The sequence below is a fragment of the Metasolibacillus sp. FSL K6-0083 genome, assembly GCF_038630865.1.
Classification (GTDB): domain Bacteria; phylum Bacillota; class Bacilli; order Bacillales_A; family Planococcaceae; genus Metasolibacillus; species Metasolibacillus fluoroglycofenilyticus.
On sequence record NZ_CP152046.1, the window covers coordinates 986091 to 1006161 of the forward strand.

The window sequence follows — 20071 nt, forward strand, 5'->3', positions numbered from 1 at the left end:
TAGGTCAACACGATGTTGGTCACTCAGTCGTTATCTTAGTATGCGATATTCTTAGACTAAGTTCCTATATTCAGCCATCTACACGAGGTGGAAGACTTCTGTGCCTGTTGCTACACTATCGGTGCAGTAAACATCGTGAAAAAAGTGAAATGACTTTTCAGACGGTCCTTTTTCAGTCATTATAACATATTTATTACTGCACGATAACACAATCTGGGCATTTGCCATACACTTCAAATTTATGTGCTTCAACTTCGAAATTCGGCAAGCTCCCACCAAGAAATTCCATCGGACATAAAGGTAATTCTTTCACACTACCACATTCACGACAAATAAAGTGATGATGATGGTGCTCTGATTCACAATGCATTCTGAAGTTTCGTTCCCCTTGCATCTCTGTTTCGTCCAAAATGCCGAGCTCGACAAATGTTGCTAAATTACGGTAAATTGTATCAAAGCTCATCCCAGGAAAATCCTTTTTCAAAACATCTAATAAATCGCGAGCCGTTAAATATTTATCCGTCTCTTCAAACATTTTCAAGATGAGCTCCCGCTTATCCGTTTTTTTATAGCCATTATCCTTTAAAATTTCCAATGCACGTGTCAAATTCATAGCGCTGCCTCCTTTGCTTGTGTTTTAAATTTTTTTGTAAGTATCACACATAATAATATGACTATCGATGTGACAACAATTGTTCCACCCGGTGCTAAATTTAAGTAAAAGGCGCTAACAAGTCCTATAATTACCGCTAGTTCGCCAAAAAGAATCGCGTAAATGATTGCTTGCTTAAAGCCTTTGGCCAGACGCATCGCTGCAGCAACAGGCAATGTCATCAAGCTCGATACAAGCAAAATACCTACAATGCGCATACTTGCCGCAATCACAAGCGCCACAACTACCATAAATAATAAATGAATCCACTTTGCCGGCAGTCCACTTGCCTTTGCGTATTCCTCATCAAAAGAAAGGACAAATAATTCCTTGAAAAATAACAGTAAAAAGACAACAACAACTGCTGCAATCGCTAAAACAATCCATAAATCTTGCCGCGACACAGCGGATACTGAGCCAAATAAATAGCTCATTAAATCCGTATTAAAGCCGCTTGCCAATGATATAAAAATTGCACTTAAGCCGATTCCTCCCGACATAATAATCGGAATTGCCAGCTCCTCATAATGCTTATACAGACGGCGTAGACGCTCTATTAAAATCGAGCCACTAACAGAAGCGACAATGCCCAAATAGATTGGGTTCAATAAAGCCATTGCCGCAAAGCTTTGACTTATATATAAGCTACCTGCAATCCCTGCAAGCGTAACATGTGACAGTGCATCCGCAATAAGCGATAGCCTACGCACAACAATAAATACGCCAAGTAAAGGTGCAATAATGCCGATAATTAGCCCTGAAAAAAAGGCATTTTGTAAAAATTCGTAACGTAAAATTGCTTCTATCATCCTGCTACCTCTCCTAGTGGATCTTTCGTACTTTATGGCCATACCACGCATCAAGCTTTTGCTGTGAGATATGGTCAAAGTCATCTTTATAACCATGAAAATGAATCGTTTTATTTAAGCATGCCACATGGCTAATATGTTCTGATACAATATCCACATCATGCGTAACTAAAATCATTGTAATTTGTCGTTCCTCATTTAGTTTAACGAGCATATCATAAAACGATTGCACATTTTCATGGTCGATACCAACTGTCGGCTCATCAAGTATAAGTAGCCTCGGTTCGGCAATAAGCGCTCGTGCAATAAAAACGCGCTGCTGTTGCCCACCAGATAGTTGTCCGATATTACGCATCGCAAAATTTTCCATTCCCACTGCTCTTAATGCTTCTACTACACGTGTATCAACATCTTTTGGAAAACGCTTAAATAAACCCATTTTCTTCGTCAAGCCACTTCTGACAACTTCTGCAACTGTTGCGGGAAAGCCTGAATTAAAGGCATTTGATTTTTGCGATACATAGCCAATCCATTGTCGCTGTTTAAATGCTTGTATCGGCTGACCAAACAGTTCGATTTCACCGTTTGCTGGCTTTAATAAACCAAGTATAAGCTTTAACAATGTTGATTTACCTGACCCATTCGGACCTAATAGTGCTAAAAAGTCTCCCTGCTCTACTTGAAAGGAGATATTATTCAAAGCTTGTGTACCATCATATTGAAATGACACATTGCGTAATTGGATAATCGGTTTTGTCATATTCATTCTCTTCTTTCTAATTCAAAATCATTACGATTTACAATTTGAAAGTATAGTAGACTTTTTGTGATTTGTAAAGGTAAAACGCTTGAAAGGATGAATAAATGAATCAAATGGAATTAATGCGTTTTTTTATGGATGCGAATGACCAACAGGTGCAAGCCTTTATAAAGAAACAAAGTGGCATCGAGCTGTCCACCAAAGAAATTAAGCAATTACGCCCACTGCTAGCGCGCGCCAATATGAGCTGGCTTTTTAGCGGCATTCCAAAAGATGTTTTAAAAAGCGTCGATAAAATTATTGGGAAAGAGAAAAGAAAAAATTTAATGCAATTGCTTAATTAAAAGAACGAGGCTGTATGCTTCTCATCGGCATAGTAAATTATTTCAAATGCAAAAAAATCTTTTCTATTTTCAATAGCCATTATTTTAATGTAACATCATTGAAATGCGGGGTTGTCTGAAAAACCTATTTTATTTTGATGCCGCATAAAATAATGATTTTCATTGTTCCACTTTTATTGAAAATCAACACTGCTAAAGCTAATGATCATCATGTTTTTAAAAGATGTCTTCTCTATTTAGTTGATTCAATAGTTTGTCAAACATCATCTCCACTGTCCAAAATACCGGCTATGCACGGCTTTTTGGACAGCCTCGCCTCTCTCATTAATAATGCTGAATAATAACCTCTACTAGCTGGTCTATTTGCTTCAAAGCCTGCGCATTTTTCTTGTCAGTCATTATGGCAAATGCATATTGGCGTCCACTTTTAGCTGTTACATAACCCGATAATGTGTAAACATTTGTAATGCTACCTGTTTTAGCGACAACACGTCCTCTAAGTGCATTTGTATCAAAGCGCTTGCGCAGAGTACCTCCGACAAAGCGCTCCTCCTGCCCACCAATTGGTAAGCCTTGATAAAAATTAGTGTAAATTGACTGCTGCTGCATTTTTGCTAGTAAGGCTGTCAATTCATTGGCAGAAACCCGGTTTGCATGTGACATACCTGAACCATCTTCCAAACGCCATTGCTTCGTGTTTAAGCCTAAAGAATACGCATAATCGCGTAAAGCAGCTACTCCATTTTCTGTATTGCCTTCACCGTACATTTCTAATCCTAAGGTTTTTACTAGTATATCTGCAATGCTGTTATTGCTTAGCTTCATAAAAACAGGATAAAGCTTATGTAATGGCAAAGATTCTTTTGTATATAATTTTGATGCTGTTGCAGGTATAACTTTGCGTCCAACTGTTACTTGTGAAATGTTTAAACCTGTTGATTGCCAAGTATTTTTAATGGCGTGCAACGTATTAATCGTTGGGTCTTGTAATGTTACCCATTCCTTCACCGTGCTCCCTTGTGGAATATTACCTGCAATAATAACTGTGTTAGAGCTATATTGCCTTTTCACTGTTAATGTATTTTTGCCTGTTTTGGCAACTGTCCTTGCTTGATTGACAATCTTCATTCCACTCGCATTTGGTAAAACCCTAAAGCTTGGGGGCTGTGTAGTCTTATCACCTGTTATTTGTACAATAACCGTCCCAGCATCATAATCTGTGTTCGGAGACATTGTTAGGGCAGATATTCTTGCCGCATAATATTCTGTTTCATCTTCCTTAGCGATTCCCGGCGTCAATGCATTGCCGCTAAATGCGCTATCATCTCCATACAAATTGCCTTGTATCTTGCGGATGCCGTGGCGCTTTAATATTTTTGCAAAAGTGAGAAAATCCTGCTGCTGTAATGTAGGATCCCCGCCACCCTTTATGTATACATCACCATATAATGTTGCATCTGCAATTACACCATCTATAAATAGCTCTGTTGAAAATGTATAATCGCGCCCTAGTACATGCAAGGCGGCACTTCCTGTTAAGAGCTTTAATGTGGAGGCAGGCTTCATCAACGTTTGCCCATTATGCTCATATAAAACATTACCAGTTGTTAAAGAGCGCAATGACACACTTGTATGTGATTTGCCAATATTTTTCGTTATCGCTTGGTCAAGCATATGTGCGTTCGCTGTAATAGGTAACCCTATCAAAAGTAAACAAACTAGAAGCATTTGCGTTATTTTTTTCATCTATTATTTAGCGAGAATAACTCGCCCTCCCCCTTTCATATTACTTATTTTAAGTGTACTGCGATTTTTTATGAGCTATCTGCACATTCTTACAGATTATCTGTGAATCACACAAACCATCTGTAATATCTCTTATTTCCTTAACAGTCATAGATTGGGGTATCGGTGAGCAAATATTTAGGGCTGCCTAGCAATAATTTACTTGCTAGACAGCCCCGACAGCGTTGATTATTTAGCCTCGCATTGCATCTATTAACGCTGGTCGGAATTCTGCATCACGTAGCATGGAAATTTCATATAAATATGGTGCTGCTTTCGTTTTTGCATCTGCCCCAACAAAAGGTGTTTCAAGTATTTTCGGTATGTGCATTAATTGGTTATGATGCACAATATAGTTCAATACATTGAAGCCAATTTCGCCAAAGCCGATATTTTCATGGCGGTCTTTTGCTGCACCACGCACATTTTTCGAATCATTAATATGCAACACTTTTAAACGGTCTAAGCCAATTATTTTATCAAACTCATTTAAAACCCCATCAAAATCATCGACAATATTGTAGCCAGCATCATGGACGTGGCAAGTATCGAAGCAAACTGAAAGGCGCTCATTATTTGTTACGCCGCTAATAATTTGCGCGAGCTCCTCAAATGTACGACCACATTCACTCCCTTTGCCAGCCATCGTTTCCAGTGCGATTTGCACGGGATGCTCCTCAGATAATACTTCATTTAAGCCTTCCACAATTTTAGCAATACCCGCGTCTGCCCCCGCCCCAACATGTGCACCTGGATGCAGAACAATTTGTGTTGCCCCGATTGCTGCTGTGCGTCTAATTTCCTCTTGTAAAAAGTCTACGCCAAGGCGAAATGTTTCTGGCTTTGTCGTATTTCCAAGATTAATGATATATGGTGCATGGACTACAATATTTTGCATGCCATGCTCCTGCATATGTGCTAGTCCTGCCTCAATATTTAGCTCTTCAATAGGCTTGCGACGCGTATTTTGTGGCGCACCAGTATAAATCATAAACGTATTAGCACCGTAGCTTAATGCCTCTTCACTAGCACCTAGCAGCATTTTTTTCCCATTCATAGATACGTGCGAACCTAATAACATACTTCAATCCCCCTATTTACGACCTCTATTTTTCAAACGACGTTCACGTTTTTTTATTTTTTCCATTTCCCATTTCATATTGCGCTTATAACCTGGCTTTACTTTTTTCGGCTTACGCACAAGTGCCTTTGCTTTCGCATCAATTTCATTTTCATGCTTCACGCGATTTTGACGTTGGTGACGATCCTTTAGCTCAATCCATTCACCATTTTTCACATCTTTTTGCTCGAATGGAATACCCATTTTTTCGACGCGAACTAATGCGTCCTCATCTTCTGGTTTGAATAGTGTAATCGCCGTCCCTTTATTGCCGGCACGCGCTGTACGACCTACTCGGTGAATAAAGAATTCCAAATCCTCTGGTATCTCATAATTAATAACATGTGAAATACCTTGAATATCAATACCACGCGCAGCTAAATCAGTCGCAACGATAAATTGGTATTCTAAATCACGAATTTGCTTCATCATTTTTTTGCGATCACGTGGGCTCAAATCACCGTGAATTTGCCCAGCGCGAATACCTTGCTCAGCTAGATAGCCAGCTACGTGCTCCGCTGTTTTACGCGTATTACAGAAAATAATGGCTAAATAAGGATTGATACTTTTAATAACATCTAACAAGCGCGCATCACGTGACTTTGAGCGAACAGGCACTAAGTAAAAATCAATATTTTCAGCCACTGGTCGCTTATCATTCATATGGATATGAACAGGTGATTCCATATATTTCTTTAAAAATGGTTGCAGTTTTTCTGGAATTGTTGCTGAAAATACAAACATTTCTAAGCTTTCAGGCATATGGCTAGCAAAGCCATCAATCTCTTCAATAAAGCCCATATCAAATGCTAAGTCAGCTTCATCTACAACAAGGATATTTGCTGTATGCACAAGCAGCGCATTTTCCTTCACTAAATCTTTTATACGGCCTGGTGTGCCGACAATGATGTGCGGCTGTGTTTTTAATTTATCAATTGAACGCTGTTTATCCGTACCACCAATAAATAATTTTGCTTGGATTTCTGTTCCTTCGATTAATTGCTGTAATGCATCGAAAATTTGCTGTGCAAGCTCACGCGTTGGTGAAGTAATAACGGCTTGTACTTCTTGCTTGCTTTCATCTAAACGCTGCACAATTGGAATTAAAAAGCTATGCGTTTTCCCTGTTCCCGTATGCGCTTGTCCAATAGCACTCTTGCCTTTTAGCACCAGTGGAATCATTTCTTTTTGAATCGGTGTTGGTTCAACAAAGCCTAATTTTGCAATAGCGTCCTGCAAAAAAGGTTTTAATTGATAATCTGTATATTTCGACATAATCGCTCCTCCTTAAATCTTTATTATTGTACCATGAAATACTGTTTTACGTGCCTAATCAAGCAACGATGTTGTAAACTTTTTCATTCAGAACCCATGTGACATTCTTTGCATATGATAGTTGTAAATCCACCATAGTGTCCATTTGATGTGCAGATAGAAAGGAGAGTTTTATGCGCCCGTTACCGTATTTCCAAATGCCTATGCCTTATTCTGCTCCCCCGTATGGTTTCATGCCAAGAGGCTTTGCACCATTTATGCGTGCTAATGCATTTGCCCCACCAATGCCAATGGGAATGGGGATGCCTATGCAGGCGGCACAGGCAGCTCAAGCAGCCGCCGCCACACCAAAATGGGAAACCTTTTTGCAAACTGCTAATAGCTTTATGAATAATGCCCAAAAATTCACACCTTATGTGCAACAAGCTGCACCAATGATTAAAAATTTACCAGCCCTTTGGCGAATGTATCGAGGCTTCCGCAATTCACCAAATGAATCCAGCACGATTCATGCGCCGCATAAGGATATTAAAGGCAGGAATGCAGAAAGCTCTAGTAGACCACTTGAGCGTCAAACACGTCCGTCTGTGCCAAGAATTTATCAGCCACCCTTCGAGCCTTAAAGGAGAATTTAAGGAGTTGTCTCACTGCTATAAAATCTTGAATATTGATTGAGGGGCACTGTCTGGAAAGAATTTTCTTTCTGAAGTGCTCAATTTTTTATATTAAATACGTTGTACATGAGAAAGCAGGGGGCTGTCCAAAAAGCCGTGCATAGCCGGCATTTTGGACAGTAGCGATGATGTTTCGCAAAATGCTGATTCCTATAAAGTGAACCTTCAATCAGTGGGGGTTTTCGCACATCCCCCACTTAAACATCTTGATTTTATCTGCTATTTTGAAGTGGGGGTCTGTGCTCCTGCGGTTACTCGTCGCAAACAAATTTGTTAATACGGGATAAACAGAAAACGCCTCTTTTAAAAATGGGTGAACATTGGCTTTAGCAGTGGTATCCTTCAAGCGATGAAAACATTGATTTCAATGCGGTGGCAAAACAAAATGGACTTTGGGACAACTCCCTTTATAACGTGGAAGTTATTTGGACTGCTTTTTTTAGCAAATATCCAATAGAGCAGCTTCAAATTAATTTTTGTTTACAAAAACCTTTGAAATATAAGCTTTCTATATAGATGTTTAAATCTATTATTATAGGTGTACAAGCTCCTTCCATTCAATAAATGACTTAAAAACACGAACTTTTGTATTCACTAGGCGTCATTTGCTATAATAGAGGCAGTGAAGCGAAAGGAGTTTGAACAATGAAAGTAATTAAAATAAATCCACGTGGTTATTGCTATGGCGTTGTTGACGCAATGGTCATCGCGCGCAATGCTGCATTAGATAAATCTTTACCAAGACCTATTTATATTTTAGGGATGATTGTTCATAATAAACACGTTACGGATGCTTTTGAGAAGGACGGTATTATTACACTGAACGGGGAAAACCGTAAAGAAATTATTGAACAAGTGGAGCAAGGCACTGTTATTTTTACCGCGCACGGTGTTTCGCCGGAAATTCGCGAGATTGCAAAACGAAAAGGGCTTATTTCAATCGATGCGACTTGCCCTGATGTAACCGTAACACATGATTTAATTCGTGAAAAATCGGCATTAGGCTACGACATTATTTATATTGGAAAAAAGGGACATCCCGAACCAGAAGGTGCAATTGGCGTAGCTCCTGAACATGTTCATCTTGTTCAATCTGTTAAAGATGTGGAGCAGTTAAATATTACAAATGAAAAATTGCTCGTAACGAACCAAACAACGATGAGCCAGTGGGATGTTTCCACACTAATGGACAGCCTACAGCAAAAATTCCCTCATATCGAGGTGCATAAAGAAATTTGCCTTGCTACACAAGTACGACAAGAGGCAGTAGCAGAGCAAGCAGGGGCAGCGGAATTACTAATCGTTGTTGGGGACCCTATGTCAAACAACTCCAATCGCTTAACACAGGTGTCGGAGGAAATTGCCAATACGAAATCATACCGCATTGCCGATATTAGTGAGCTCAAGATAGAATGGCTAGAAGGGATTGAAACAGTTGCTGTAACAGCAGGTGCCTCTACACCGACGCCAATCGTTAAAGAAGTTATTGCTTTTTTAGAAAAATACGACCCTGCAGATACGTCAACTCACGAGCTTACTCGCACTGTAACACTTGATAAAATATTACCAAAAATTAAAGAGCCTAAGCCTGTAGAAAAAATAATGCCCTATTAATAGACGAGGACGTCTGAAAAGCACTGCTTTTCAGACGTTTTTTCAATTTAAAATGAGGATGCAAAAATCATCTTTTCAGTATAACAAAAGCCAGCAACTACAAGAGCACACGGTTTAGCATATATTAATCAATTATGCCACTTGAATCAACACGATGTTGGTCACTCAGTCGTTACGCACATATTGCAGTAGTCTTAGCAGGTGTCTCACCGCTTATTGAAAGAAGTTAAAAATAAAGCAGTCCAGAAAATGTTACACATTCTGGACTGCTTTCTTATTATTTTGTACCTTCGACAAAATTCTTCGACATTTCTTGCTAAAAAATTCTGTACACTTTCATAACAAAACAAGTAACCATTCATTTCCGACGTAATTTTGACAAATTTGTGAACTTCGAATTCCGCACACAATGTGACATTATTTTCATTTAAAGTAATATACAATACATATATCAATCAAATTTAAGGAGTTCTATCATCATGTTGAAACACTTTTTCGAGAAAACGATTCTGAAATATAGAATCGAATTAAAAAGAAAGCAAATGTATAAAATAGCCAAGGACTTAGGCTACACACATCCAAAAGTAGTTGAATCCAGCCAGCAATTAGATACATTACTCAACATATACTTAAAAAGAGCTTCGTAGCAAGTAAACTTATTGCTGTGCTCGCTTACGCTCTTTTCGATATTCCGTATAACGCAATACACTGCCTCCAATTGCAAAAATCATACCGATGCTAATAAAGATAACACGCATCGCTACTGATGTAGTAGGTAGGACATTAAAAATCGTCGTTAACACAACAAATAAACCAGAAATTGATACTAAATAACCCGCTAAACCGATACTCATGTTTTTCACCTCAAGTCAAATTTTATCGTGCTCTTCTTGAAATTGCAATGTAACATCATTAAGTGATTATCCCGTAGACATCAATATGTAAAGGGCTAAAGAAAAGACAGATGCACATCTGCTCTCCCTTAGCCCAATTTTTTAAATAAATTGGAACGGCTCTGTATGAATTGTCGACTCGATAAATTGTACAGGCAGTTTTTTCTCCTTGCATAGCGCTGTCATTTTCTCCGTAACACCTTTAATCATAACCTTTTCCACATGATGTCCTGGATCTACAATGCTTAACCCATTGACCTCCGCATCTTGCGCCATATGGAAGCCGATATCTCCTGTGACAAAGACATCTGCACCTGCACGTTTTGCGGCTGCAATATAACTATTACCATCGCCGCCTACGACAGCTACTTTTGCCACAGTTTGCTGTAAATCACCTACCACCCGTAAGCAAGGAACATTTAACTGTACTTTCACAAATTCTGCAAACTGCTGCAATGTTAAGGGCTCCTGTAACGTGCCGATACGACCTAAGCCGGCCTCGTTTGTCGTGAGTGCCATTGCCCATACATCATAAGCTGGCTCCTCATATGGATGTGCATTAAGCATCGCTTTTAATACACGATTTTTTTGACTGCTTGGGAAGACAACCTCGATTTTTTGCTCTGGCTCTATATTTACTTCACCTATTTCACCTACAAATGGTTTGGCCCCCTCTAAAGCACGAAAACGCCCTTCACCAGCCGTCGTAAAGCTGCATGTATCATAAGCACCTATTTGCCCTGCTCCCGCATTAGCTAGGGCTGTTCTTACTGTCGTTGCATATTCAGCAGGCACATATACAGCTAGCTTTATGAGCTGCTCACTATATGTATGCTCTAAAATTTTGCGATTTTCAAGCTGTAACGCATCCGCCAGTAAATCATTCACACCACCCTCTACAACATCTAAATTCGTATGGGCTGCATAAACTGCAATATCGTGCTTTAAGCATTTTTCGTAAAGCTGTCCAGCTGGTGTATCTGTTCGTAAATGACTTAGCTTACGAAAAATAGGTGGATGATGGGCAATAATTAGCTCACAGCCTTGCTCGATTGCCTCCTCCACTACTGCCATCGTTACATCTAGAGTAACAAGCACTTTCGTTACCGTTTTATTCACTGTCCCAATAGCTAGTCCGATTGGGTCATTTGGCATACATGCAAGCTTTTTCGGTGACCAGCTTTCGAACAATTGAATAATTTCATTTCCATTCACTAATTTCATGATGATAGCACCCCTTCGACAAGTTGAATTAATATCTGTAGCTCCTCTTTCTTCGCTTGTATTTCAGGCGTTGTTTCTGCTTTATTCAAATCCTGTAAAATTCTTTGCCAATTATCTATTTCCTTCGTCCATTTCTTCACAAAGGTAGCTGAACGCTGTGCAATTAAATGATTCCCCAGTAAAATTTCAGCAGATGTTAAATGCATTGCTCCGCGCTGTAATACGAGTATTTCATAGATTTTATCATCCTCCTCTAAAATTACTTCATCTAAAATTGCCCAGCCATGTGCTAATGCCCATTCACGTATAACTTTTGCATGAATATTTGGTTGTAAAATTAAGCGGGTCACTGAACGTAGCACTTCCGGATGTTTTTCTAATATCGAGACAATTAAAGGACCACCCATTCCTGCAATTGTAATCGTATCAACCTCATCCCCCTGTTCAACAGCGGCTAAACCATCAGCTAATCGCACCTTAATATTATTTGTTAACCCTTCCGCACGCACTTGACGTAGCGCAGACTCGTATGGACCTTTCACAACCTCACCTGCTATAGCGCCTGAAACGATGCCTTGCTGCACTAAATAGCACGGTAAATAAGCATGATCGCTCCCGATATCTGCTACAATTGCACCTGTTGGTACGAAGGAGGCTACTGTTTCTAATCGTTTAGATAGCTTTTGCGCGTTCATAAAATACCTCTTTTCTGCAATATCTCCACTCTATTATAGTAGAAAAGCTTATCATTTGCCGAGTTAAAGAAAAAAATAATCGACTCAACCCCAAGTAACTGGGGTTAAGCCGATTAATCATTTTGCGTTATTCATATTGTTTCATGAATAGGACACAACTACACCGATTATTCTAAAGATAAAATGTATTCAGCTACTGCTTCCTCGTTACCTTTTGCAGTACCTGCAGGCATTGCGCCTTTACCATTCGTTAAAATATCAACGATTTCCTCTTTAGATAGTGCTATGCCATGTAAATTTGGTCCCATACCACCTGTTAAATCGCCACCGTGACAACCAATACAACCAGCCGTTAATGCTGCGCCATCTGTTTGTTCAGTTGTTTCGCCGCCTTCAGCCTCTTCGTTGCCTCCAGCACCGTTTATTGACATGAAGAAAATAAGTCCGATACCGAATGCTAAAATTAAGATGTACGGAAAAACTGGATTGTTTTTCATTCGATTTACCTCCCTTGTTAGTCATTTTGGTTCTATATGATAGAATCTATTCAACAATAATCATTGTACTGCATTCAGTTGAAAACGGAAAGCCCTAAAGCATAAGTTTTACTTTGTTTGTAACAATTTCGCCATCTAACTATTAATCAGTCAAAATATGTCTTGCAATTACTAGCTTCTGTACCTCAGAAGTTCCCTCACCGATTTCTAATAACTTGGCATCACGCATATATCGCTCTACCTCATATTCGCGCATATAGCCATAACCGCCATGTATTTGGATTGCTTCATCACACACTTCCATCGCCATCTCGGATGCGTAATATTTAGCAATTGCTGCTTCTTTGCTGAAAGGACGTCCTTGATCCTTTAACCAAGCCGCTTTGTACACATATGTACGTGCAATTTCCACCTTTACTGCCATATCCGCTAGTTTAAATTGTGTCGCCTGAAAATCAGCAATCGCTTTGCCGAATTGCTTACGTTCCTTAGCATATTGTACAGCTTTATTCAAAGCGCCTTGTGCTATACCTACAGCCATTGCCGCAATACCGATACGTCCACCGTCTAATGTTTGTAAAAATTGCTTAAAGCCATTCCCCTTTGTACCAAGTAAATTTTCCTCTGGTACAACAACGTTTTCTAAAATAAGCTCTGTCGTATTAGAGGCATTTAAGCCCATTTTTTCATATTCATCCTTAATCGTGAATCCTTTAGCATCTGTCGGTACAATAATCGCACTTATTTCCTTTTTTCCATCCTTCATATCTGTGATGGCCGTTAATGCTAAATGCTTGGCGTAACTAGCATTTGTAATAAACATTTTTGAGCCATTAATCGTAAATTGATTATCTGCAAGTACCGCTCGAGTTTCAGTACCACCTGCATCAGAACCCGCATTCGCCTCTGTTAAACCAAAAGCACCGAAGGATTCTCCCGTACAAATTGGCGTTAAATAACGCTCTTTTTGTTCTTTCGTGCCAAATAAATGAAGAGGTGCTCCTCCTAAAGAAATATGAGCGGAATATGTAATGCCTGTCGAAGCACATACGCGGCTTAACTCCTCCGTCACAATGGCAAAGCTAATTGTATCTGCTCCAGCACCACCGTACTCTTCTGGGAATGGCAATCCCATAATCCCCATCTTGCTTAATTGCTCAAATATCTCTTTTGGAAACGCTTTCTTTCTGTCGCGATCAATAGCGCCCGGTGCCACTACCTCATCTGCAAATTCTTTCATTGTGCGTTGAATCATACGTTGCTCATCTGTTAAATCAAAAAACATTATGTCCACCCCTTTGTATGTTTACACTTTTATTCTATAAGAAATAGCTGCATTTTAACAGCATTTTCGAACTAAAAAGAAGAAAATCAGCTTTCATCATATGAAAAACTGATTTTTAGGTTTAAAAATATTACCAATTACACCTCGGCGTAATTGCGTCGAGATTTTGAATTACGCTCGCACAATTTACTCCTTTCAAAATCCCTAACATCCGCTGGAGTCTTACTAGGATGGAGCTGTCAAAAAAATGATTTTGTATAGCAATCGCATGGAAAGGGGAATTTTTCTTCTTCTCTTTCATTTTGGAGAAACACTGCTAAACCCTGTGTTTCTAGCATTTTCAAAGAAAGCTCTCTCTATTTTATAGGAGCAAATTTTTTGCCAAAACGCCAGCATCAACGTCCAAAAAGCTATGCACAGCTTTTTGGACGCCTCTATAAAAGACAATTTAAGTATTCATCACACCACCTATAGAGGTGGGCGTTTTCTACTGAACCATTATAAAAAGAAATAAATCCCGATAGCTAGCATTCCTAAAATACCTGATACTGTAAAATAGACAATTTTCAAGGCTAAGCCTGAAATAAACCATAGCAGGCAATTTCCTAATAATGCTATATATAGGACGGTAATGTTATGTGGGAAATAGGTAATGCAAACTTGCACCGTCACCGCTAATAGCAATAACGCACCCGTTAAATGTAGCAATGGTGATAGCAATTGATTTTTTTTAGCTACGTAAAAAGCACCAATCAAGCAACCTATAGCCAAGACTGCTGTAAAAATAGCAACTAGCCAAACAGCATTCATCGTGAAAAGAAGTATAATAAAAATAATAGCAATTATCGGCATTATTGAATATTTAGCTAATGCCTTTCTTTTTTCTTGTGCTATTACAGATTGAGAGGCCTTGCCCTGTATTTCTGTTTGCTTCTCTCCTTCAGTGTAAAGCGTCGTTAAAAAATCACAATAATGCTCAGGCAGTAGCTTATTTTGCTTCCAAAATGTTATTTCATTAATAATTATTTGCTTTCGTTGGTTCGACATCTTTATTCTCTCCAAACCATTTTGTTATGTATAGTTCTATCATAATGAAAACATTCCTATTCTAACATCGGCAAAAAGTAACATCTACACTAAATTTCACTCATAGTTTTAGTAAATATTTGTGGGAGGTGGCGGAAAAATGCCGTACGGTTGCCGACATTCTTTGCGTCGGCGCTTGTGTTTGATTGGAGAGTGCAAGGAGCATTGAGGCTAGTCATTCTTTTTACTTAGAGCAAGCATCTAATGTCCTATCATTTTCAAAGTTAGCGCTTACTATTTTCATAGGCGGACTTTTTTGCTAAAATACCATCAAAAGCGCCCAAAATGCCGGCTACTGCACGGCTTTTTGAGCGCCCTTTATTTTATTCTAAAAAGTCTTTTAAACGTTTTGAACGGGACGGATGACGTAGCTTACGCAGTGCCTTCGCCTCGATTTGACGAATACGCTCACGTGTAACGCCAAACACTTTTCCCACTTCCTCAAGTGTTCTTGTACGTCCATCATCTAATCCAAAACGTAAGCGAAGTACGTTTTCTTCACGGTCAGTTAACGTATCAAGCACATCTTCAAGCTGTTCCTTTAAAAGCTCATAAGCTGCATGGTCTGAAGGTGATTGTGCCTCAGAATCTTCGATAAAATCGCCTAAATGTGAATCATCTTCTTCACCAATTGGCGTTTCAAGTGAAACAGGCTCTTGAGCAATTTTTAAAATTTCACGCACTTTTTCAGGTGTTAAGTCCATTTCCTCGCCAATTTCTTCTGGGGACGGCTCACGTCCTAAATCTTGTAGTAATTGACGCTGTACACGAATCAGTTTATTAATGGTTTCAACCATATGCACAGGAATACGGATTGTACGAGCTTGGTCAGCAATTGCACGTGTAATCGCTTGGCGTATCCACCATGTTGCATAAGTAGAAAATTTAAAGCCTTTGCGATGGTCGAATTTTTCAACCGCTTTAATAAGCCCCATATTTCCTTCTTGGATTAAATCTAGGAATAACATGCCGCGACCAACATAGCGCTTTGCAATCGATACAACGAGACGCAAGTTCGCTTCCGCTAAACGTTTACGCGCTTCTTCATCGCCCTGCTCAATACGCTCCGCTAAACGAATCTCTTCTTCAGCAGAAAGTAAATCAACACGACCTATTTCCTTTAAGTACATGCGCACAGGGTCATTAATTTTAACACCCGGTGGCACACTCAAATCGTTTAAGTCAAATGTTTCTTCATTCGCTTCTTGCTTAGACAACGCATCTTCTTCGAATTCCTCTTTACCTTCTACCGTAATACCGTGACTTTCGATATTTTCCGCAAAATGGAAGATTTCTTCGCTTTCTAGCTCAAAAGCAGCTAGTCTATCAGAAATTTCTTTCATCGAAATTTCGCCTTCTGTCTTTGCTTTACTTTGAAGAAGCGCCTTTACTTCCTCTAACGATAGTTCATTTACTGTTTCTTTTGAGCGTTCTGATTTGTCCGCCATAAACCTTCCTCCTTCTAAAAAAACGAATCGAGTTACATCGTCGCTAAAGTTCTTCTTAAATGGACAATCTTTTGCATAATCTCCATTGCTTGTTTATATTCATGCATCTTTTCTGCTTCCGACTGATTTTGACGTAATGTGTCAATTTCAAGCTGGATGCGATGTTTTTTAATATGCTTTAAGCAATCTGCAATTTCTGCCTCTGCATAATCTGGAGCTCGTTCTGCTAATGCAGCTTCCATGACAATTTTACGTAACTCTGAATCTTCAATTACCTCTACAAACCGTTGATAATCGGCTGTACTAAACTCCTCGTAAAAGCCGATTAGTCGAACAAAAACAGCCATATACTCATCTCTTACAAAGGGCTCCTCGCCACTCTGCAAAACCTTATCGACTACATGCACATTGTGAAGCATGTGTGAAAGCAGTAGTCGTTCTGCGCGCTCCGTTGCAGTTAACGGCTTCTGCGTCAATGGTACTGGAGCAACTTCATGCAGCGGTATTTGTTCATCTTTATAGCGTTTTGACTTTGTTGCCTCTAGTTTTCGATATTGTGCATAAATAGCTTCTTGAGAAATAGATGTTTCATTCGCAAGCTGCGTTATATATAAATCACGCTCTATTGGTGAAGATACCCCAACAAGCTCTTCTAGCACTTCTTGTACGTATTGCAGCACATCATTTTCAAATTGAAAATTTTTATTGCGCCTTGCATACATCATCATAAAAGCAATATAAGCATGGGGCTTGTCAATTATTTGTGTTTTAAACGCTTCAGCACCATATTGACGTATATAGTCATCTGGGTCGAGCTTGTCCGGTAAAACAGCCACCTCTACTTTTAAGCGTTCAGCCTTTAGCAACTGACTTGAGCGACGCGCTCCCTCCATTCCAGCAGAATCCCCATCATAGCAAACCGTAATTTGCTCCACTAAGCGTTTGAGCCTTTGGATATGCTGTGGTGTAAGCGATGTGCCCATCGTCGCAACTGCATTCGTAACGCCTGCATTTGTCGCTGCTAATACGTCGACAAATCCTTCCATTAGAACAACCTGACGTGTTTTTCGAATTGTAGCCCGCGCTTTATCTAAGTTGTATAGTATTTCGCTTTTATGAAAAATTGGTGATTCAGGACTGTTCATATATTTTGCTTCTTCAGCATCTGTATTTAAAATTCGCCCTGAAAACGCAATCACCTTCCCATTATCGTCGCGAATTGGAAACATAATTCGTCCCCTAAAGCGATCGAAATAAGAACCATCACTTTCCCGTCGAATCACAAGTCCACATTCAGCCATTTCTTCTAATGAAAATTCTTTTCTTTCTAGAAATGTAGTAAGTGAATCCCATGAAGGCAATGCCCAGCCAATTTTATGGCTTTCAATTAACTCCTCGGTGAAGCCGCGATTCAATAAATATTGTAAAGCTTCTTCCCCATCCTCGGTATTCATTAATAAATGATGGTAAAACTCCATTGCAAAATCATGTGCCTGTCGCATATTTGCTTCGGCTTTTGAAATGGTTTTTGCAGGCTGTGCACTAGTCGTAAGCTCTGCATCTAATTGGACGCCTGCTCGTTCACCAAGTTTCACAACAGCATCTGGGAATGTTATATTTTCAATATCCATCACAAATGTAATTGCATTCCCACCTGCCCCACAACCAAAGCAATGGAATATTTGCTTATCTTGCGAAACGGAGAAGGAGGGCGTTTGCTCCCCGTGAAACGGACATAAACCAAACCAGTTACGTCCTCTTTTCGTCAGCTGCATATAATCGCTAATAACATCAACTATATCCGACTGTGAACGAATTTGTTCAATTAATTGTTCAGGTATTTTTTTGGTCATTCCATCACCATTTTCAGTTGTTACATAAACATAATTCGAGATATATCTTGAAAATCCTCTATTATACGACAAAAAATAATCGCAAGGGTTGTACAGCCAATTATGCCCCAACTAACTCTAGTTCAGATTTTTTGAGTAAGTTCGAAAACTCTTCTTCAAAATTTGTGACATCTGCCGGAGGCTTTATTTGAATTTAGCGAGTGCCCTACCATTCACATAAATCAAATATCCAATGGAGCATTCATCTGACTTATCTTTTAAGATGGGCATTTTTCACTAAATCAAGATAAATATCTCTACTTCTAAATATTTTTACCACAATTTTATTATTATAAAACAATTATTTCATTTTAGCCATACATTTTTGTTAGCACACTAAAAAACCTCATCCTTTTCGGATAGAGGTAGCTTATGCCCTTGCACGTATTTTATCCAAAATAACATTTGCTGTTTCTTCCACTGCTGTGTTTGTCACGTCGATTACCTCACAGCCAATACGGTTAGCAACACGAGTGAAATGTTCAATTTCCTGTTGAATGCGATTATGCTGTGCATAAATCGCATCATCATTTAAGCCGAGCGTTTTTAAGCGCTCTTTTCGTATGCCATTGAGGTTTTCAGGTGAAATAATTAAACCGAAGCATTTTTTAGGGTCTACTGCAAAAAGCTCAGCTGGTGGGTCGACTTCTGGTACGAGTGGCACATTTGCTACTTTTAAGCTTTTATGTGCTAAATATTGTGATAAAGGCGTTTTGGATGTTCTTGAAACACCTATTAAAACGACATCAGCAAGTAGCACACCGCGCGGGTCTCGACCGTCATCATACTTTACCGCAAATTCAATTGCCTCAATCCGCTTAAAATAATCATCATCTAATTTATGCATAAGCCCCGGTCGCTCTAATGGTGCCTGTTTGATTGAATTCTCCAATAGCTCTATCATCGGACCGAGCAAATCAATCGCTGCGACATGTTGTGCTAAAGCAGTGGCATAGAGCTTTTGCCGCATCTCTTTTTCTACTAATGTATAAACAATGATTGCCTTTTCCTGTATAGCGAGTTGCACAACTTCGTGAAGCTCTTCAAAGCTTTTAATGCGTGGAAAACGGCGAATTTCTACATTTTGAAAGGTCGGTCTAAATTGACTAACCGCCGCTCTAACTGATAATTCCCCTGTTTCACCTACAGAATCTGAGACAACAAAAAAAATCAGATTATCCAAAACATCACCTACAATTCATGAATTTGTGCAAGTGAAATGAAGGCTTTTGTCACATTTGTTTTCGTTAATCGACCAATAATCTCAATGCCATTCACCGTTTCATTTACTACAGGTAAAGAGTCGATTTCACGATCAATTAATTTTTTAGCAGCTTCAATTAAAAAATCACTTTTTGTACAATACGCAATATTTGGCATGCGCGTCATAATAATATGTACAGGAATTTTATTCAAGTCTTGTGAGCCGATGCTCGTACGCAATAAATCTTTACGTGATAAAACACCTTGTAAACAATTATTTTGATCCGCTACAAATAACGTACCTACATCTTCTAAAAACATATGACAAATAGCGTCATAAACGGTCATATTTTCAGAAACAATGACTGGTACAGATTGAAAATCCTTTACTTTTAAATTCATAAGGGAGTCTGTTAATGTCTTTGTGTTCTTTTTGCCTGCATAAAAATAACCAACACGTGGTCTTGCATCTAAAAAACCAGCCATCGTTAATATTGCTAAGTCTGGTCTCAATGTTGCTCTCGTTAAGCTTAAACGCTCTGCAATTTGCTCTCCTGTGATTGGACCGTTTTCCTTTACAATTTGCAAAATAGCGTCTTGACGTTTATTGAGTTCGATTTTGACTCACCTGCTTTTAATAATGTTATACTGATTACGTTATTATTATATACTATTTCAAAGTGGATTGCGAAGAAAAGAATTGGGGCTATAGCACTTGCACAAAAAAAATTTTGTTGTATACTAAACCATATATATTAAGCGATGATTGAGCTATAAGTATCTTTTCACCTTAGCGAGTAGGGATTGGTGCAAGC

At 39.1% G+C, this 20071-nt stretch carries 20 protein-coding genes; 4 read left to right on the top strand and 16 right to left on the bottom strand.

The annotated features are described in order from the left end of the window. Positions 1-193: 193 nt before the first annotated feature. Genes MHB51_RS04665 through MHB51_RS04675 form a run of 3 tightly spaced genes read right to left on the bottom strand, consistent with a single transcriptional unit; the run spans position 194 to position 2221 of the window. Positions 194-613, bottom strand: coding sequence for a Fur family transcriptional regulator (locus MHB51_RS04665; protein ID WP_107942510.1), 420 nt, complete (start codon positions 611-613; stop codon positions 194-196). Continuing rightward, complete coding sequence (locus MHB51_RS04670) at positions 610-1461, bottom strand: metal ABC transporter permease (protein ID WP_342559097.1); 852 nt, start codon at positions 1459-1461, stop codon at positions 610-612. Before MHB51_RS04670 ends, MHB51_RS04665 begins: the two co-directional genes overlap by 4 nt. Before the next feature lie 13 nt (positions 1462-1474). Next, positions 1475-2221, bottom strand: a complete 747-nt coding sequence (locus MHB51_RS04675; RefSeq protein ID WP_107942508.1) for an ABC transporter ATP-binding protein — start codon at positions 2219-2221, stop codon at positions 1475-1477. A 104-nt stretch (positions 2222-2325) separates the two neighbouring features. Here MHB51_RS04675 and MHB51_RS04680 point away from each other — a divergent pair, with 104 nt between their 5' ends. Continuing rightward, positions 2326-2565 carry a hypothetical protein gene (locus MHB51_RS04680; RefSeq protein ID WP_082798955.1) on the top strand — a complete coding sequence of 80 codons (240 nt, stop codon included), beginning with the start codon at positions 2326-2328 and terminating at the stop codon, positions 2563-2565. 324 nt (positions 2566-2889) lie between these two features. On the opposite strand, the gene dacB is transcribed toward MHB51_RS04680, so the two are convergent. From dacB to MHB51_RS04695, 3 genes are all read right to left on the bottom strand, one after another. Continuing rightward, entirely contained in the window at positions 2890-4311 is a 1422-nt protein-coding gene (gene dacB, locus MHB51_RS04685) for a D-alanyl-D-alanine carboxypeptidase/D-alanyl-D-alanine-endopeptidase (RefSeq protein ID WP_342559098.1), read from the bottom strand. 232 nt (positions 4312-4543) lie between these two features. Beyond that, entirely contained in the window at positions 4544-5431 is an 888-nt protein-coding gene (locus MHB51_RS04690) for a deoxyribonuclease IV (RefSeq protein ID WP_066163922.1), read from the bottom strand. 12 nt (positions 5432-5443) lie between these two features. Then, positions 5444-6745 (bottom strand): DEAD/DEAH box helicase, encoded by a 1302-nt coding sequence (locus MHB51_RS04695; RefSeq protein ID WP_066163925.1) that lies wholly within the window; start codon positions 6743-6745, stop codon positions 5444-5446. Positions 6746-6918: 173 nt separating this feature from the next. On the opposite strand from MHB51_RS04695, the gene vrrA reads away from it, so the two are divergent. The 3 genes from vrrA (at position 6919) to MHB51_RS04710 (ending at position 9680) form a co-directional block, all read left to right on the top strand. Then, positions 6919-7368 carry a VrrA/YqfQ family protein gene (gene vrrA, locus MHB51_RS04700; protein ID WP_154098162.1) on the top strand — a complete coding sequence of 150 codons (450 nt, stop codon included), beginning with the start codon at positions 6919-6921 and terminating at the stop codon, positions 7366-7368. 696 nt (positions 7369-8064) lie between these two features. Then, positions 8065-9033 carry a 4-hydroxy-3-methylbut-2-enyl diphosphate reductase gene (locus MHB51_RS04705; RefSeq protein ID WP_342559099.1) on the top strand — a complete coding sequence of 323 codons (969 nt, stop codon included), beginning with the start codon at positions 8065-8067 and terminating at the stop codon, positions 9031-9033. A 479-nt stretch (positions 9034-9512) separates the two neighbouring features. Continuing rightward, complete coding sequence (locus MHB51_RS04710) at positions 9513-9680, top strand: aspartyl-phosphate phosphatase Spo0E family protein (RefSeq protein WP_082798956.1); 168 nt, start codon at positions 9513-9515, stop codon at positions 9678-9680. A 9-nt stretch (positions 9681-9689) separates the two neighbouring features. Here MHB51_RS04710 and MHB51_RS04715 read toward each other — a convergent pair whose 3' ends face one another. From MHB51_RS04715 to MHB51_RS04760, 10 genes are all read right to left on the bottom strand, one after another. Continuing rightward, complete coding sequence (locus MHB51_RS04715; protein WP_066163937.1) at positions 9690-9887, bottom strand: hypothetical protein; 198 nt, start codon at positions 9885-9887, stop codon at positions 9690-9692. 141 nt (positions 9888-10028) lie between these two features. Beyond that, positions 10029-11150, bottom strand: a complete 1122-nt coding sequence (locus tag MHB51_RS04720) for a Nif3-like dinuclear metal center hexameric protein (RefSeq protein WP_342559100.1) — start codon at positions 11148-11150, stop codon at positions 10029-10031. Next, positions 11147-11845, bottom strand: coding sequence for a tRNA (adenine(22)-N(1))-methyltransferase TrmK (locus tag MHB51_RS04725; RefSeq protein WP_066163943.1), 699 nt, complete (start codon positions 11843-11845; stop codon positions 11147-11149). Before MHB51_RS04725 ends, MHB51_RS04720 begins: the two co-directional genes overlap by 4 nt. A gap of 167 nt (positions 11846-12012) precedes the next feature. Next, positions 12013-12342: a cytochrome c gene (locus MHB51_RS04730; protein WP_066163948.1), complete on the bottom strand. Its 330-nt coding sequence runs from the start codon at positions 12340-12342 to the stop codon at positions 12013-12015. A 142-nt stretch (positions 12343-12484) separates the two neighbouring features. After that, positions 12485-13627, bottom strand: coding sequence for an acyl-CoA dehydrogenase family protein (locus MHB51_RS04735; RefSeq protein WP_107942503.1), 1143 nt, complete (start codon positions 13625-13627; stop codon positions 12485-12487). A gap of 498 nt (positions 13628-14125) precedes the next feature. After that, positions 14126-14674 carry a hypothetical protein gene (locus MHB51_RS04740; RefSeq protein WP_342559101.1) on the bottom strand — a complete coding sequence of 183 codons (549 nt, stop codon included), beginning with the start codon at positions 14672-14674 and terminating at the stop codon, positions 14126-14128. Positions 14675-15036: 362 nt separating this feature from the next. After that, positions 15037-16161, bottom strand: a complete 1125-nt coding sequence (rpoD, locus tag MHB51_RS04745; RefSeq protein ID WP_066163957.1) for an RNA polymerase sigma factor RpoD — start codon at positions 16159-16161, stop codon at positions 15037-15039. A 32-nt stretch (positions 16162-16193) separates the two neighbouring features. Beyond that, entirely contained in the window at positions 16194-18014 is a 1821-nt protein-coding gene (dnaG, locus tag MHB51_RS04750; protein WP_066163960.1) for a DNA primase, read from the bottom strand. 409 nt (positions 18015-18423) lie between these two features. After that, positions 18424-19236, bottom strand: a complete 813-nt coding sequence (locus MHB51_RS04755; protein ID WP_107942500.1) for a pyruvate, water dikinase regulatory protein — start codon at positions 19234-19236, stop codon at positions 18424-18426. A gap of 8 nt (positions 19237-19244) precedes the next feature. Next, on the bottom strand, positions 19245-19874 hold the full coding sequence (locus tag MHB51_RS04760; RefSeq protein ID WP_235616047.1) for a helix-turn-helix transcriptional regulator: 630 nt from the start codon (positions 19872-19874) through the stop codon (positions 19245-19247). Positions 19875-20071: the final 197 nt, after the last annotated feature.